The sequence below is a fragment of the Exiguobacterium acetylicum DSM 20416 genome, assembly GCF_000702605.1.
GTDB classification, from domain to species: domain Bacteria; phylum Bacillota; class Bacilli; order Exiguobacteriales; family Exiguobacteriaceae; genus Exiguobacterium_A; species Exiguobacterium_A acetylicum.
Genome location: NZ_JNIR01000001.1, coordinates 2168153 through 2184028, shown reverse-complemented (window position 1 = coordinate 2184028; position 15876 = coordinate 2168153). Strand labels below are relative to the sequence as shown.

Genomic DNA, 15876 nt, shown 5'->3' with positions numbered 1-15876 from the left:
TATTTCTCATCAAAAAAATAAATATAAGTTCCCAGAAAAAAACTATAAAAACTGAATAATTTTTTGAAATAGGGGAATCAGTTTATTATCAACGCCTTTCATAGGCGCCGAGGAGGACATCATCATGAAACAAGTCTTAGGAATCATCTTAACTGCCGCACTCACTGTCAGCATCGTGTCAGGCACTTCATATAACCAACCGGTCGAAGCAACAAAACAGACAGACGTCAAATGGTTGCAAGAAATTCAAACACAAGCAAAACAAGCGCGTTCACTCGATGGAAAAGTTGCACTTGAAAAAACGACACTTGCACAAGTACATAAAGCGTACAAGGGGGAAAAGAACTCGAATTGGTGTCAAAGCGGAAATGGTCTCGCCTCAGCGGATCGTGCCCTCCATTACTGTTCTACGTATGGTGTGAAAGATTCAAAAGCGAAAGTCAGTGCTATCGTCTATGATCCGAAGCAGGTTAAACGGACTGTGACGGTCAAGGAAGTTAAACAAGCGTATCCGACAGCGAAACTCGATAAAACATTCAACGTCATGACGGTTTCCTCAAAACAGGTCAACATTTATCTAAATTTGAATTCCGACCGTACACAAGTCATGTCAATTCTAGTAAAATATAACTAATGTAAAAAGGATGACCGATTCGGCCATCCTTTTTATTTAATCGTTTTGTAGAGTGGTACGAGATACGAATAGGTATTTCGAATCATTTCCAGTAATTCTTCGCGTGACAGGTGATGCACTTGTTCTGCCGGAATATGGCGGCCAACAAGGAATTCTGCCTTTTTGACGTCGTGGAAACGTTGTAATCCTTTTTCAATATCCGCCTCATGAACGGAGACTGCGTCTTTTTTCATATGATCGTATGAGACGACGAAATCATCCGGAAGGGATGTCAGCAGTTCTGTATGCTGTAATAGTTTCGATGCGTATTGTTGTTTATTCGGCAACTCGTAAATGTAGGCGAGCCAAATGAACAGATGATCATCAAACAGACCGACTTGGAAATGCGGATGTTTCTTGTATCCACGTTTATCGGGGGAGAAGGCCATCCATGTATCCTTCGGAGGGTTGACCTTCCGACGGGCATGTTGCGCGATGTGAACATGGACATCTTCTGCTGTTGCGACCGTTAAGTCAGGTGCGACTTCCTGACCGATGTCTCGAAAGACCGGCTGGATGCGTTCGCGAATCGCTTCCATCCGTGGTTCTAGTCCATCGATCTGAAATGTATCAAATGCGTGTTGCGTGAATGTTTTTGTCATGAAAAAATCACCTCGCGTCAATTGTATCAAAGGAGACCATCGAAGTTCGACTTTTTGCTCGAAAAGTAGAATAATGGACATATCGATTTCCAGTAATATACAACTACATAATTTAAAGGAAGGGGAATGTTTTGTGCGTCGTTTTCAACAATATCTCCTTCGAAGCTGGGTTGTTTTTTTCGTAATCGTCATTGGCATCGATCTTTTTGCGAAGTCGAAGGATTATAGTCTCAGCATCGATTTGTTTACATTCTTATTGATTGCCGCCTTATCGACGATTTTTGTCGTCGACCCTGTACGCCGTCGCCATATGAGTTTTACTTTCCATTTTGGATTCGTCCTCTTCACATTCTTAACGTATGGATTGTTATCAGCGATTTTTGTCGGGCAATTGACGATGCTTATTTATCAATTACGAACGATTCATACACCAATCGGACGTCGACGGATGTTACATAACTATCCGTTCAACGTTGCCCTCGAATTGTTTTTGATCGTTCCAGCAGGTCTTGCTTATAATGCACTCGGTGGAACGCATGGCAAAGCGTTCGTATTGACAGAAAACATCGTGCCGTTACCGGCGATGGTCGCGATTCTCTGGATCGTCCTCTTATTGCAATATCAGTTATCTCGATTTCTTCTTGGAGAAAACATTCCAAGTGACGTCATGTTCCAGCTGCTACGTTTTGAAGCGGTCGTCATCACGGCAGAATTGTTATACGGTATTTTCAGTACGCTCGTCGTTCAAGGAAACGGAAATAGTGGACTTGTCATGGCGGCCTTTGCCTTATTCATCATCAAACGCGCACTGGGGAGTTCGGTCGAAGCGACGGATCGGATTGAACATTGGGAACAGATTGAGCGATTGAAAGAAGCGGCTTGGAAGGACGGTGATGCGCAGTTCATCATTGAGCGGTATTTACGACAGCTCAATCAATTCGTCAAACCGGATATCGCTTGGATTAAATTCGATTTCAAAGAAGGAAAGCAAAGCGTGTACTATTCGTTGAAGGACGGACGAAAGTTAAAAGCCGATCATGTCGAAGGGCGAATCATTGAAGACATCATCGAAAAAGAAGAAGTGCTTCTTTACGGGATGCAACAGGAGTGGGATATCCGTCTTTACGATAGTTTGCCGGAAGAGACACAGTCCGTCCTCTTCATTCAACCGGAAGCGACAGAGACGATCAACTGCTCGTTGCTCCTTGCCTCGAACGCAAGTGGTGAATTCACGCAGGATTTCGGATATGAGCTATACCGCGCTTTACGTGTTCTGTCGTGGGCAGTGGAACGAGCACACGAACGAGAGCGCTTGTTGACAGACAGTCGGACGGATGCGATGACAAAACTACCGAACTATCGTGCCTTGCAAGAGTGGGGCGATCGTCGTATTAAACAACGCGATCTTTATCCGTTTTCAGCCTTAATGATCGATTTAGATCATTTTAAACAAATTAATGATACGTACGGGCATGAAGTCGGAGACGTCGTCCTATTTGAAGTTGCGAAGTTATTGATGCAGGCAACACGTATCACGGATCTTGTCGCGCGTTACGGGGGAGAGGAATTCGTCATTTTACTTCCGAATACGGATCTTGATTCTGCCCAAATCGTCGCAGAACGAATCCGCGAGACGTTGCATGCAAATCCGATTTTAGTCGAAGGACATACGCTCCGGATTACGGCTAGTATCGGAATCGATACATTAAAAGAACTTGGTGATCTTGCGAGTTTGATTCGAAATGCCGACCGCGCGATGTACGTCGGAGCGAAGTTCCAAGGACGCGACCGTGTCGCATCGTATCAGGAGTGGAAAGAGAAGGTTATTTAAATCAAGTAGAAGAAGGTGGCAGAGACGCTATCTTCTTTTTTGATATAAAAAATCCTCCCAGTTCAGATGAACGAGAAGGATCGAAAAAGAATAAGTTCATTGTGCTTGTTGTTTGCTGCGACGAATCTCGTTTTCGATCGCATGAATTGCAGCTGACCAAGAACCATAACGATGAAGTAAAGCTTTCGTCGACGGTTTGTTGTTCCGTTTTGCCCATTCCCGATACGCTTCAAAAGAGAGGGCAAAGCCGACTTCCTCGATTGCTTGACGCAGAGAAGCAGCAAGTTCAGCTTTCGAATAAGTGACGCTCGCTTCAAGTCCTGCAGCGGTACACGCATCGTGCCACGAACCGAACATCTTGACGATGTGATAGTGACTCGGTGCATGATGGACGGATTTACGCCACATCTGGTACTTCTTGAGTGTGATCGTAGAGCCGACGTCTTGTGCGTACCGTTCGAACGACTTTAAGATTTCGTCTTTCGTATATTTCGGTGCCCGCTCGAGCTCCTCCGGCTGTTGATCGACATTCCACTCGTATCCAGCAGCAGACAAAGCTTCCGGCCACGATCCGAATTGACGAATGATATTTTCCGGCTGAGGCCAGTCATTAACTAAAGCATAACGGCGATAGACAGTACGGCGTGGACGGTCCTGGATGAGTTCACCGACCGCACGGATGGCTTCAATCATCTCAAGTTGCTCTTCTGTATAACTCTGTTGACTCGTAAGTACACGTTGCTTCATGAGTGAGTCCTCCTTCCTAGTTCGATGTAGTATTGAGGCAAAAGTCCTCTGTATTAGATATATCGGTACATTTCCATTAATTATGAATAATTCCCGCAAAATATTGTAAATAAAGTGAATCGGATTCTTTGCTTAGTATAAATGGAAGTCATGGAAATGAAAACAGAATGACACGAAATTTTAATGCTATTCAGAAAAATAGGACAAACGACTTAGATGGAAAAAAAGACCAGACACGCTCGTCAGCGAATCTGGTCTTTTGATATAACTTATTTTCCTTCGATGTAAGCCCATTTGTACGAAGTATCGGCACCAACTTTGTGGTTGACGATTCCTTTGACGTACGGTTTACGAAGAAGTGAAACACCTTTTTGGTACATGACTGAGATCGCTTGATCCTCTTCAAGGAGTGTTTTCTCAGCATCTTTGAGGGCCTGCCAACGTTTCTCAGCATCTACTTCTTTTTGAGCCGATTTGATGAGTGAATCATACTTATCGCTTGAGTACTTACCACGGTTGTACGGTCCACCAGTTACCCACATATCGAGGAATGTCATCGGATCCTGGTAGTCAGGTCCCCATCCTGCGAACGATAGCTCGAACTCACCTTTAGACTCGAGATCCAACTTGTTCTTGAACGGTTGTTGTTTGATCGTGACTTCAAGACCTGGAAGGTTTTTCTCCCACTCGCCTTTGAGGTATTCCGAGATTTTTTTCGAGTTGTCATCATCGTATGAAAGAAGTTCGAGTTTGAGAGACTTCTTGCCGACGGCTTTCAGCCCTTTTTCGAATGATGCTTTTGCAGATGATGCGTCATATGAACCGAAACCTTCGTTGCCATCACGGAAATCTTTACCGTCTGGACCTTTCGCGAAGTCTTTTGGTACGTAGTAGTAAGCAGGGATCGAACCGTTGTTCAAGAGAACATCAGCCATCTGCTTCTTATCGTATCCTGAGTCGATCGCTTTACGGATATCCTTGTTTTTCAAGAGGTCATTCTTGAAGTTCATTTGGATATAGTACATTGCTGCATCAAGACGTGTATCAAAGTCTTCTTTGTCTTTGTATTGATCAACGAACTCACTCGTTAAACCAGCTAGATCGATGTCACCTTTTTCGTATAAGTTGACGCCTGTAGAGACTTCTTTAACGATTTTCGTGTTGATTTCTTCAAGTTTGACATTATCTTTATCCCAGTACTGATCGTTTTTCTTATAGCTCCAGCCAACATCCGTTTTCCAATCTGAGAGGACGAATGGTCCGTTGTAAAGGAATGTGTCCGGCTTCGAAGCAAAGTTTTTACCTTGTTTCTCAACGAATTCTTGTTTTAGTGGCATGAATGAACCGAAACCAGTCAACGATTTGAAGTATTCAGCTGGTTGAGTCAACTTGACTTCAAGTGTTTTGTCATCAACCGCTTTGACCGCGACATCGTCTGCTTTTCCTTTACTTGTGTTGTAAGCTTCTGCACCATCGATGATATACATGATGTATGCATACTGCGAACCACTCTTCGGATCAAGGACGCGTTTCCATGCGTATTCAAAGTCTTTTGCTGTGACATCGCTGCCATCCGACCATTTCGAATCACGAAGTTTGAACGTGTATGTAAGTCCATCTTCAGAAACATCAACACTCTCCGCAACACCTGGTGTTGCTTCTTGATTCTCGTCTAGACGGAACAGACCTTCTTGAACGTTGTTCAAGACTGTGAAGGATACAGAGTCTGTTGCGACTGTCGGGCTAAGTGCTGGAATATCCGAACCGCTGATGATATTCAAGACTTGTTTGTCTGAAGATTTATCTCCTGACGTCGAACCGCCTTCTTTTTTACCTTCATCTGTCGTCGAACATGCCGCAAGACTTGATCCAGCGATTGTCAGTGCTCCGACGAGTGCAAGTGCCTTTTTCTTTTCCATAAAGTAAATCCCTCCCAAAAGAAATAGATATATCTGGTGAAACGATAAGAACCGATAGGATAGCGATCCGGTGTCCGACTAAAAATAAGAGGGGTCATCGCCTTTTATTCTTAAGCTAAGGAAAGCACCGGATCAACTTGTTATCAATAATAAATACAATATTCAGAAAAATCAATAGAATATTTTCAGATTATTTCAAAATTATTAAATTTATGTGTGATACCAACGTTTTTTCACGAAAAATTATTTTTATGTAAGGATAAAATTAGGAGTTTTTAAAAGGATTGAATACAAAAAGAACCAGTTGTATAAAACAACTGGTTCTTGAACTCATTTCTGCTCTTGGACGTACTGGAGTGCTTCTGCGACGTGATCCTTTACTTTTACGCTGCGCCATTCCTTGACGATTTCACCGGACTCATCAATCAGGAAAGTCGAACGAACAATTCCAAAATATTCCTTACCGTAATTCTTTTTCAGTTGCCAGACGCCATATTGCTCACACACTTCGTGATCGACATCTGATAACAATTGGAACGGTAATTCGTATTTTGCAATAAAGTTTTGATGCCGTTTCTGACTATCAGCAGAAACACCGAGAATGACCGTGTTATTTTCTTCGAACGCTTGCGTCGCATCACGGAAATCACATGCCTCGGTCGTACAACCAGGCGTTGAATCCTTCGGATAGAAATAGAGTACGACTTTTTTTCCACGATAATCCTCGAGGGAAATCGTTTCTCCTTGTGCGTTCGGAAGGGTAAATGTAGGTGCTTGCATGAAAAACTCCTCCTTATCCTAATTCCATGTTTAATTGATCCGCATATTTCTCAAGCTTCTTTTGAAGACTTTCTTTTAAGGAATCGAGGGCAATCAAGTACTTCTCATAATCCGTTCCGGCTTTCGCCGTCTTCATGAGGAGTGGCTGTTCTTCTTCATACCAGTCTGCATAGTCTTGATAGTAATCAACGAGCGTCTCAGGATTTCCTTCGTTCTTCAATGCCTCACCGTAAATCATCAGGATATTACTGTTCATCTCGAGTGCCATATAATCCGTTTGGGCATTGACGCGAGAGAAGACAGCATCCTGCTCTTTTTCATCCGTTTTTCCGATCTCGTCGGCCGCCTTCGCATTGACACCATACTCGTCAGCGTTAAATCCAGTGAACATGTCGCCAAGCGTCGAGAAGACGGACGGATCGAATGTCGTCGGTGTCAGGACGATCTTCCATTCATCGTCTTTCTTCAATAACAGCTTCGATCCTCGGTTCGGGAGAATCGATCCTTTCGCATCCTTGAATTCGTGGATGATGTAGGCGACATCGCCTTTTTGGAACGACTTGACGACCTTACCGGGAACGACATTCAAGTTCTTCGCACCGACGGCGAGCGGCTCAAGTTGTTTTTCGTCACCCGTATATTCAATCGATGCAAGGTCTTTTGCATCTGCTCGTCCTGATTGACCGAGCGTTTTTTCGTATGTTTGATAGACGTCAATAACGGCTTGTTCAGCCTTCTGTTGTTTCGTTTCCGTCGTCTTCGGGGATTTGGTATCTGTAGAAGACGAGGAGTCGTTTCCGCAACCGACGAGTACGAGACTGGTCGCAAGCAGCACTACGAGCGATCGTTTCATTCGAATTCCTCCTAAGATGAATGTTTCATGGTGATTCCTTAGCTAATCTTGTCTCTACCATACAGGAAATTCGCTTTTTTGAGTAGGATATCGGTACACTAAACGAAAGGGGAGTGATAGATATGAAAATTCATATTACAGATGAGGCATTACAATACTTTAAAGATGAGATGGAAGCAAAATCAGGAGATACGATTCGCTTCTTTGCAAAATATGGTGGCTCAACGGATTTAACACAAGGTTTCTCGGTTGGTGTTCATATGGAAGAAGTCGAACGGGCAGCGGTCGAAGAAGTTGTCGACGGCATCCACTTCGTCGTCTCGGATCAAGATGACTGGTTATTCCAAGGACAAGACGTCAAAGTTTCAATTGAACATGAAGAGATCGTCTTTTCACAAGCAAAGGAATAATCGAGAACTGAGGAGAGACCAAATCGGTCTCTCCTCTATTTTTTTGACTAGAATAATTGTAAGCGGACTCATGCTTCTGTACAATGGAGAATGTAAGCGATTTAAAGTAGAGATTAAAGGGGGAATAGAGATGATTCCGTACAAACACGAACCATTCACGGACTTCTCACAAGAAGCAAACAAGAAAGCGTTCGAAGAGGCACTTGCACTCGTCACGCAAGAACTCGGCAAAGATTATCCGCTCGTCATCGGTGGAAAACATGTGACGACGGAAGATAAAATCGTCTCCGTCAATCCGGCTAACAAAGAAGAGATCGTCGGACGTGTCTCGAAAGCGACACAGGAACATGCAGAAGAAGCGATGCAAGCAGCAGTCACAGCTTTCGAAACATGGAAATTCGTCAATCCGTCTGTACGTGCGGACGTCCTATTCAAAGCAGCGAACATCATCCGTAAGCGGAAACATGAGTTCTCTGCCTACCTCGTCAAAGAAGCAGGGAAACCTTGGAACGAAGCCGATGCCGATACAGCAGAAGCGATCGACTTCCTCGAGTACTATGCACGCCAGATGCTCGTCTTAAAAGACGGCAAAAAAGTCGAGAGTCGTCCAGGCGAATACAACCGTTACGATTACATTCCACTCGGTGTTGGTGTCATCATCTCACCATGGAACTTCCCACTCGCGATCATGGCTGGAACAGCTGTCGCAGCAATCGTGGCAGGGAACCCGATCCTCTTGAAACCCGCATCAACGACACCGGTCGTCGCGGCGAAATTCGTCGAAGTCATGGAGCAAGCAGGTCTTCCTGCGGGCGTCTTGAACTTCGTACCCGGTTCAGGAGCAGAAGTCGGTGACTACCTCGTCGATCATCCGAAAACACGTTTCATCAGCTTCACGGGATCACGTGATGTCGGTCTTCGTATCAACGAACGGGCATCGAAACTAAACGAAGGTCAAATCTGGCTCAAACGCGTCATCGCGGAAATGGGTGGAAAAGATACAATGGTCATCGATGAGTCGGCTGACCTCGATTACGCAGCGGACATGATCACGAAAGCGGCATTCGGCTTCTCGGGTCAAAAATGTTCAGCTTGTTCACGTGTCGTCGCACTCGACTCTGTCTATGACGAGTTGCTCGAAAAAGTCGTCGCGAACACGAACAAACTCAGCATCGGTAACCCGACAGACGTTTCAAACAATGTCGGACCGGTCATCGACGCGGCAGCGTTCAAGAAAATCACGTCGTACTTCGACGTCGCAAAAGAAGAAGGACGCATCGTCGCAGGTGGTACGGCAGACGATTCAACAGGATTCTTCGTCTCACCGACAGTCGTCGCGGACGTTCAACCAACGGATCGTTTGATGCAAGAAGAGATCTTCGGACCAGTCGTCGCCTTCACGAAAGCGAAGGATTTCAAAGAAGCGATCGATATCGCGAACAACACGGAATACGGTTTGACAGGTGCTGTCATCACGCAAGACCGGACGAACCAAGAGTACGCGCGTGCGAACTTCCACGTCGGTAACCTCTATTTCAACCGTGGTTGCACAGGCGCAATCGTTGGCTACCAACCATTTGGTGGATTCAACATGTCAGGTACGGATTCGAAAGCGGGCGGACCGGATTACTTGACTTTACATCTTCAAGCAAAAACAACTTCAGAAATGTTCTGAAATGGTGTTTAATAGATGAAACGGGTGTGCGACCTGCATGCCCGTTTTTCTTATATCACGGAAAAAGGGGGAGCAAGGATGAACGGAATGTGGTTTGCGATTTTGCTGTATCTCGGACTGATGGTCGCACTTGGCGTCATTGCGTATTATCGGACAAAGAACATGAATGACTACATGCTTGGGGGACGTACGATTGGTCCCGTCGTCACAGCGCTCTCTGCTGGAGCGAGTGACATGAGTGGCTGGTTGTTGATGGGATTACCGGGTGCGATGTATGCAACTGGTCTGTCCAGTGGATGGATTGTCGTTGGTTTATTGCTTGGTGCTTACGCCAACTGGTTACTCGTCGCGCCGCGTCTGCGTGCGTATACGGCACATGCAGGAGATGCGATCACGATTCCCGATTACTTTGAAAAACGATTCCACGATAAAAGTGGCGTCTTGCGTACGGTTTCAGCTGGAGTTATCTTAATATTCTTTATAATGTACGCATCAAGTGGTTTTGTCGCTGGTGGTCGTTTGTTCGAAGCCGTTTTTGGTCTCGAGTATACGACAGGTCTTTGGATTCTAGCGGGCGTCGTCATCGCCTATGTCTTCCTCGGTGGTTTCCTTGCCGTCAGTTGGACGGACGTCGTCCAAGGGATGATCATGGTCATTGCCCTGCTGATCGTACCAGGCGTTGCCCTCGCTTTCAGTGGCGGTATCAACGATACACTCGAGACGATCCGGTCGACGGACGGTTCGAAACTGGAACTCTTCAAAGGAACGACGACGATCGGTATCATCTCGCTCCTCGCCTGGGGACTCGGGTATTTCGGTCAACCGCATATCATCGTTCGTTTCATGGCGATCCGTAACTTACATGAGATGAAGTCAGCACGTCGCGTCGGAATGATCTGGATGACGTTCTCGATCGTTGGTGCGATGGTGACAGGTTTAATCGGTTATGCCTATTTCACACAACAAAGTGCTGGACTAAAAAATCCAGAGAATGTCTTCATTCAGTTATCACGAGATCTCTTCCCTGGGTTCATTACGGGACTGTTGCTAGCAGCATTACTTGCTGCGATCATGTCGACGATCTCGACACAGCTACTCGTCTCTTCGAGTGCGGCAACGAATGATTTCTATCAACGTTTCTTCAAGCGTGATGCTTCGGATCGTGAATTGATGGTCATGGGGCGCGTGATGGTCCTTGTCGTCGCTGCTCTAGCGATTCTCTTATCGTTCGGTGCACAGAAGTCGATCTTGACTCTCGTTGGTTATGCGTGGGCTGGTTTCGGTGCCGCGTTCGGACCAGTTGTGCTGTTCAGCTTGCTTTGGCGCCGGATGAACAAGACAGGAGCACTTGCTTCGATGATTACGGGATCTGTCGTCGTCATCGCCTGGATTCTCATTAACCAAAATGTTGATGGATTACCATTCTACATTTCTGAGATGTACGAGATGATTCCAGCTTTCATCGCTTCGACGATCGCGCTCGTCATCGGTAGTCTCGTGACGAAGGAACCGAGTCAAGCCATCTATGATGAATTTGATCAAGTGCAAGCACAGCTAAAAGGTGCAGAACCTGAGCGGAAGATTGTCTAACTAACAGAAGGGGTGTTTCCTGATTACAGGAGACCCCCCTTTTTTGTTCACTTCATACGTTGTTATTTACCATAAACATATTTGTTGCTCTTATGCAAAATAAGCGTATAATAAAAACCAAAAGTGAGGTGAACGAGATGGCGACACAGCCACTTACACAAGATTTACCCAAAAAACGGACATATCTTGGACCAGCGTTCGTCGCTGCCGTCGCGTATCTCGATCCGGGAAACTTCGCGACGAACATGACGGCAGGTGCCCAGTATGGCTACTTACTGCTCTGGGTCATCGTCGCCTCGAACTTGATGGCCGTCGTCATTCAGTTCCTATCAGCTAAGCTCGGAATCGTCAGCAATCTCAGTTTAGCGGAGGTGATCCGGGAAGAGTTATCGCCGGTCTTTCGCTTTTTCTACTGGGTCCAAGCGGAGCTCGTCGCGATGGCGACCGATCTCGCCGAGTTCGTCGGAGCCGCACTCGGATTTCATTTACTGTTTGCGATCGATTTACGGATGGCAGCATTACTGACGGCAGTTCTATCATTCGTCATCCTCGGATTTGAGCAGAAGGGACTTCGACATTTTGAAGCCGTCATCGCCGTTCTTGTTTTAATCATCGCAGCGGCTTTTGCGATTGAAGTCTTTGAAGTCCATCCGGTCTTCCGTGATCTATCAGCAGAACTAATGCCGGGATTCGAAGGCACATCGAGCATCGTCCTTGCTGCCGGCATGCTTGGTGCGACCGTTATGCCACACGCGATCTATCTCCATTCCGATTTAACGAAACGGCGGATGGGGCACATTGCGAATAAAGCGTCGATGTTACACATCCAACGCTTCGACATCTGGGGAGCGATGCTGATTGCCGGAGCGGTCAACGGGGCGATGCTCGTCATTGCGGCAAGTGTCTTTTATGGCACGAAGTATCAAGCGGGTTCGCTTGAAGCGATCTACGAGGGACTTCATGTCACGCTCGGTGGCATTGCGCCATATCTGTTTGCGATTGCTTTACTCGTCTCGGGTCTCGCTTCTTCAAGCGTCGGCACGATGTCAGGTGACGCGATCATGCGTGGATTCCTTCATCTCCAATTACCGTTGTTCGTTCGACGGACCGTGACGATGTTACCGGCGATTTTGTTGCTGTTCTCCGGTTTTGATCCGACACGGGCACTCGTTCTCAGCCAGGTTGCCTTATCGTTCGGGATTCCGTTCGCGCTAATTCCGTTGATTCGGGCGACAGCAAGTGAGCGGTACATGGGAGAACACCGGAACAGTCGGTTCATGAACGCGTTAGCCTGGATCATCGTCTCGATTGTCATCGTCTTCAATGTCTATCTGCTCGTCGATGTCTTAGTATGAATATTCAGTATTTTTGTTTCGTCTGATTTAAAGCGGGTATTTCATAACTAGAAGCTTTCCGCCCGGAAGCTTTGCTACCCCTATAAGGACGATGGTGCGGACCTCCCCCCGATGCACCATCGTCTTTTTTGTCTGGACGAAAAGTGCTATGATTAGAAATAGTGTAAAATATATCGCAAAAGTTCCGGAGGTGGAATGACATGGCAAAGATTAATGAGGAGCAAGTCCGCCACGTGGCGCATTTGGCACGCCTTGCCGTGACAGATGAAGAAGTAGCACAATTCACAGGACAACTCGAGAAGATTCTTGGGTTCGCTGAACAATTAAATGAACTCGATACGACAGGCGTCGAACCGACGACTCATGTCCTCGATTTAAAGAACGTCCTACGTAAGGACGAAGTACGTCCATCACTTCCGCGTACGGAAGTAGAACGACTCGCACCCGATTGGGAAGACGGACAAGTCCGCGTCCCAGCGGTGTTCGAATAAGGAGGAAATGACCCGATGTCACTTTTTGAACATGGTGTCAAAACACTACACACACTCATTCAGGATGGCGAAGTCAAAGTTTCTGAACTCGTCCAAGAATCCTTTGATCAAATCGACCGCGTCGATGGAAAAATCGGTGCGTTTCTTTCATTGAACGAAGAAGCATTCGAGCAAGCAAAACGAATGGATGATGTCGCGAAACATGAAGCAAATCCATTGTTTGGTCTTCCAATCGGCGTCAAGGATAACATCGTCACGAAAGGGATGACGACGACATGTGGTTCGAAATTCCTCGAGAACTTCGTACCAGCTCATGATGCGACGGTCGTCGAGCGTCTGCATGAAGCAGGAGCGATCACGATCGGGAAATTGAACATGGATGAGTTCGCGATGGGTTCTTCAAACGAGAACTCAGCCTACAAACCGGTCCGCAACCCATGGAATACGAAACACGTTCCAGGTGGTTCTTCGGGTGGTTCAGCAGCAGCTGTCGCAGCAGGCGAAGTCTTGTTCAGCCTTGGTTCGGATACAGGTGGTTCGATTCGTCAACCGGCTGCCTATTGTGGTGTCGTCGGGTTGAAACCGACATACGGTCTCGTCTCACGCTTCGGTCTCGTTGCGTTCGCATCGTCGCTTGACCAAATCGGTCCGTTGACACGAACAGTCGAAGACAACGCGTATCTCTTGAGCGCGATCGCAGGACACTGTGAGATGGATTCGACGTCTGCGAACGTCGCAGCAACGGATTACACACAAGCGTTGACAGGTGATATCAAAGGGTTGAAGATCGCTGTTCCGAAAGAATATTTCGGTGAGGGTGTCAGTGAAGGCGTCAAAGCCAACATCCGGGAAGCAATCCAAAAACTCGAAGCACTCGGTGCGACAGTCGATGAAGTGTCACTTCCGAACTCGAAATATGCGCTTGCGACGTACTACTTACTTGCTTCATCGGAAGCATCATCGAACCTCGCACGCTTTGACGGCATTCGTTACGGAGTCCGTGCCGAAGCGGATGCACTTGAAGATGTCTTCAAGTATTCCCGTTCACAAGGATTCGGAGACGAAGTCAAGCGCCGGATCATGCTCGGAACGTACGCGCTCAGCTCAGGTTACTACGATGCCTACTATAAAAAAGCTCAACAAGCTCGGACGTTGATCAAAAAAGACTTCGACGATGTCCTTGCGAACTATGACGTCATCATCGGACCAACAGCACCGACACCAGCATTCGAACTCGGTGCACAACTGGATGATCCCGTCACGATGTATGCGAATGACATCTTGACGATTCCAATCAACTTAGCGGGTGTTCCAGCAATCTCGGTTCCAGCTGGATTCGTCGACGGTCTTCCGGTCGGCTTACAAATCATTGGAAAACATTTCGATGAGGCGACGATCTATCGCGCTGCGCATGCGTTTGAGCTTGCGACAGGCGGATTCGCGCTTCCGAAGTTATAAGGAGCGAATGTATCATGAACTTTGAAACGATCATCGGGATCGAGGTCCACGCCGAACTGAGCACGAACACGAAGATGTTCTGTGGTTGTGCGCGGGAATACGGCGCGGAGACGAACACAAAAACGTGTCCGATTTGTCTTGGACACCCAGGCGTCCTGCCGAAAGTCAACGAAAAAGCCGTCGAACTCGCTGTTCGTGCAGCAATGGCACTCAACTGCCAAGTAGCCGATCAAACGAAATTTGACCGGAAGAACTACTTTTATCCAGATACGCCAAAAGCGTATCAAATCTCACAGTTCGATCAACCGATCGGCTTCGATGGCTATATTGATGCGGAAGTCGATGGCAAAACGAAACGCTTCCGAATCGAACGTGTCCATTTGGAAGAAGATGCTGGTAAGATGAACCACACGGGTGCCAACCACTCGGTCGTCGACTTCAACCGGACAGGTGCACCGCTCATCGAGATCGTCAGTGAAGCGGACATGCGTTCACCGAAAGATGCGGTCGCCTACCTCGAACGTCTCAAGGAAGTCTTGCAATATGCAGGCGTCTCGGACGTCAAGATGGAAGAAGGATCACTTCGTTGTGACTGTAACATCTCCGTTCGTCCATACGGACAAGAGAAGTTCGGTACGAAAACAGAACTTAAAAACTTGAACTCATTCGGAAACGTCTTAAAAGGTCTTGAGTTCGAAGAAGATCGTCACCGTAAGTTGTTGCTTGCAGGTGGTGTGATGCGTCAAGAAACACTTCGCTTCGATGAGACGAAAAAACAAACCGTCCTCATGCGTGTCAAAGAAGGGGCGTCGGATTACCGTTACTTCCCAGAGCCTGACCTCGTCAAGCTCGTACTTGATCACGATTGGAAAGAAGCGATTCGTGCGGGTATCCCAGAACTTCCAGATGCACGTCGCGTTCGTTACCAAGAAGAACTCGGTCTTTCGGCGTATGATGCGAAACAATTGACAGTTACACGTGAGACGGCAGAGTACTTCGAAGCGACACTGGCAGCAGGCGCAGAACCAAAAGCAGCAGCCAACTGGACGGTCGGTGAGATCCAAGGTCACTTGAATAAATCGACGGAAACGTTCGAAACAGTCAAGATGACACCAGCTCGTCTGGCAGAAATGATCGACTTGATCGCAAGCGGAACGATTTCTTCGAAGATCGCTAAACAAGTCTTCACGGCCGTCATCGAAGAAGGTGTCGAGCCACGTGCATACGTCGAAGCAAACGGTCTTGCACAAATTTCGGACGAAGGGTTGCTACGTGGTCTCATCGTCGAGATGTTCGAAGCGAACCCAGCCGTCGTCGAGGAATTACTCGGTGGACGTGACCGGAAGAAAGGCTTCGTCATCGGTCAAATCATGAAGAAAACAAAAGGAATGGCGAACCCTGCCCTCCTTGATCAACTCTTCTATGAAGAGCTTGAAAAATTAAAATAAGTACCTGATCAAACAGCGTTCGTTCCTCCTTTACTTCTGCGAGG

General features: G+C 46.9%; 14 protein-coding genes. 9 read left to right on the top strand and 5 right to left on the bottom strand.

Going from position 1 to position 15876, the window contains the following annotated elements:
• Nucleotides 1-124 precede the first annotated feature (124 nt).
• Nucleotides 125-634 (top strand): hypothetical protein, encoded by a 510-nt coding sequence (locus P401_RS0111590; protein ID WP_029342585.1) that lies wholly within the window; start codon nt 125-127, stop codon nt 632-634.
• Nucleotides 635-666: 32 nt separating this feature from the next.
• On the opposite strand, the gene P401_RS0111585 is transcribed toward P401_RS0111590, so the two are convergent.
• A complete protein-coding gene (locus P401_RS0111585) occupies nt 667-1275 on the bottom strand; it encodes a YktB family protein (protein WP_029342584.1) in 609 nt (202 codons plus the stop codon).
• Between the two features lie 133 nt (nt 1276-1408).
• On the opposite strand from P401_RS0111585, the gene P401_RS0111580 reads away from it, so the two are divergent.
• Nucleotides 1409-3106 carry a GGDEF domain-containing protein gene (locus P401_RS0111580; RefSeq protein WP_029342583.1) on the top strand — a complete coding sequence of 566 codons (1698 nt, stop codon included), beginning with the start codon at nt 1409-1411 and terminating at the stop codon, nt 3104-3106.
• A 96-nt stretch (nt 3107-3202) separates the two neighbouring features.
• Here the strand turns inward: P401_RS0111580 and P401_RS0111575 are convergent, their stop codons facing one another.
• The 4 genes from P401_RS0111575 to P401_RS0111560 all read right to left on the bottom strand — a co-directional run bounded on the left by P401_RS0111575 (nt 3203) and on the right by P401_RS0111560 (nt 7405).
• Nucleotides 3203-3853, bottom strand: a complete 651-nt coding sequence (locus P401_RS0111575; RefSeq protein WP_029342582.1) for a homing endonuclease associated repeat-containing protein — start codon at nt 3851-3853, stop codon at nt 3203-3205.
• A 269-nt stretch (nt 3854-4122) separates the two neighbouring features.
• Nucleotides 4123-5772, bottom strand: coding sequence for a peptide ABC transporter substrate-binding protein (locus P401_RS0111570; protein ID WP_029342581.1), 1650 nt, complete (start codon nt 5770-5772; stop codon nt 4123-4125).
• A 330-nt stretch (nt 5773-6102) separates the two neighbouring features.
• Entirely contained in the window at nt 6103-6552 is a 450-nt protein-coding gene (bcp, locus tag P401_RS0111565) for a thioredoxin-dependent thiol peroxidase (protein ID WP_029342580.1), read from the bottom strand.
• A 13-nt stretch (nt 6553-6565) separates the two neighbouring features.
• Complete coding sequence (locus tag P401_RS0111560) at nt 6566-7405, bottom strand: hypothetical protein (RefSeq protein WP_029342579.1); 840 nt, start codon at nt 7403-7405, stop codon at nt 6566-6568.
• A 122-nt stretch (nt 7406-7527) separates the two neighbouring features.
• Between P401_RS0111560 and P401_RS0111555 the strand changes: the two genes are divergently transcribed.
• From P401_RS0111555 to gatB, 7 genes are all read left to right on the top strand, one after another.
• A complete protein-coding gene (locus tag P401_RS0111555; protein WP_023469340.1) occupies nt 7528-7815 on the top strand; it encodes a HesB/YadR/YfhF family protein in 288 nt (95 codons plus the stop codon).
• Nucleotides 7816-7945: 130 nt separating this feature from the next.
• Complete coding sequence (gene pruA / locus P401_RS0111550) at nt 7946-9490, top strand: L-glutamate gamma-semialdehyde dehydrogenase (RefSeq protein WP_029342578.1); 1545 nt, start codon at nt 7946-7948, stop codon at nt 9488-9490.
• 78 nt (nt 9491-9568) lie between these two features.
• Entirely contained in the window at nt 9569-11080 is a 1512-nt protein-coding gene (gene putP / locus P401_RS0111545; protein WP_029342577.1) for a sodium/proline symporter PutP, read from the top strand.
• Between the two features lie 92 nt (nt 11081-11172).
• The gene (locus P401_RS0111540) at nt 11173-12435 is read left to right on the top strand and encodes an Nramp family divalent metal transporter (RefSeq protein WP_081834739.1); all 1263 of its coding nucleotides are present in this window, start codon (nt 11173-11175) and stop codon (nt 12433-12435) included.
• Nucleotides 12436-12635: 200 nt separating this feature from the next.
• The gene (gene gatC, locus P401_RS0111535; RefSeq protein WP_023469336.1) at nt 12636-12926 is read left to right on the top strand and encodes an Asp-tRNA(Asn)/Glu-tRNA(Gln) amidotransferase subunit GatC; all 291 of its coding nucleotides are present in this window, start codon (nt 12636-12638) and stop codon (nt 12924-12926) included.
• A 15-nt stretch (nt 12927-12941) separates the two neighbouring features.
• Entirely contained in the window at nt 12942-14384 is a 1443-nt protein-coding gene (gene gatA, locus P401_RS0111530; RefSeq protein ID WP_029342575.1) for an Asp-tRNA(Asn)/Glu-tRNA(Gln) amidotransferase subunit GatA, read from the top strand.
• Nucleotides 14385-14398: 14 nt separating this feature from the next.
• Nucleotides 14399-15832: an Asp-tRNA(Asn)/Glu-tRNA(Gln) amidotransferase subunit GatB gene (gene gatB, locus P401_RS0111525; protein ID WP_029342574.1), complete on the top strand. Its 1434-nt coding sequence runs from the start codon at nt 14399-14401 to the stop codon at nt 15830-15832.
• Nucleotides 15833-15876: the final 44 nt, after the last annotated feature.

What these genes read in the sequence shown, in the direction of transcription:
- P401_RS0111555 (WP_023469340.1), top strand. Translation starts at nt 7,528, where the DNA reads ATGAAAATTCATATTACAGATGAGGCATTACAATACTTTAAAGATGAG.
- P401_RS0111575 (WP_029342582.1), bottom strand. Translation starts at nt 3,853, where the DNA reads ATGAAGCAACGTGTACTTACGAGTCAACAGAGTTATACAGAAGAGCAA.
- pruA (WP_029342578.1), top strand. Translation starts at nt 7,946, where the DNA reads ATGATTCCGTACAAACACGAACCATTCACGGACTTCTCACAAGAAGCA.
- bcp (WP_029342580.1), bottom strand. Translation starts at nt 6,552, where the DNA reads ATGCAAGCACCTACATTTACCCTTCCGAACGCACAAGGAGAAACGATT.
- P401_RS0111560 (WP_029342579.1), bottom strand. Translation starts at nt 7,405, where the DNA reads ATGAAACGATCGCTCGTAGTGCTGCTTGCGACCAGTCTCGTACTCGTC.
- P401_RS0111590 (WP_029342585.1), top strand. Translation starts at nt 125, where the DNA reads ATGAAACAAGTCTTAGGAATCATCTTAACTGCCGCACTCACTGTCAGC.
- putP (WP_029342577.1), top strand. Translation starts at nt 9,569, where the DNA reads ATGAACGGAATGTGGTTTGCGATTTTGCTGTATCTCGGACTGATGGTC.
- gatA (WP_029342575.1), top strand. Translation starts at nt 12,942, where the DNA reads ATGTCACTTTTTGAACATGGTGTCAAAACACTACACACACTCATTCAG.
- gatC (WP_023469336.1), top strand. Translation starts at nt 12,636, where the DNA reads ATGGCAAAGATTAATGAGGAGCAAGTCCGCCACGTGGCGCATTTGGCA.
- P401_RS0111585 (WP_029342584.1), bottom strand. Translation starts at nt 1,275, where the DNA reads ATGACAAAAACATTCACGCAACACGCATTTGATACATTTCAGATCGAT.
- P401_RS0111540 (WP_081834739.1), top strand. Translation starts at nt 11,173, where the DNA reads ATGCAAAATAAGCGTATAATAAAAACCAAAAGTGAGGTGAACGAGATG.
- P401_RS0111570 (WP_029342581.1), bottom strand. Translation starts at nt 5,772, where the DNA reads ATGGAAAAGAAAAAGGCACTTGCACTCGTCGGAGCACTGACAATCGCT.
- gatB (WP_029342574.1), top strand. Translation starts at nt 14,399, where the DNA reads ATGAACTTTGAAACGATCATCGGGATCGAGGTCCACGCCGAACTGAGC.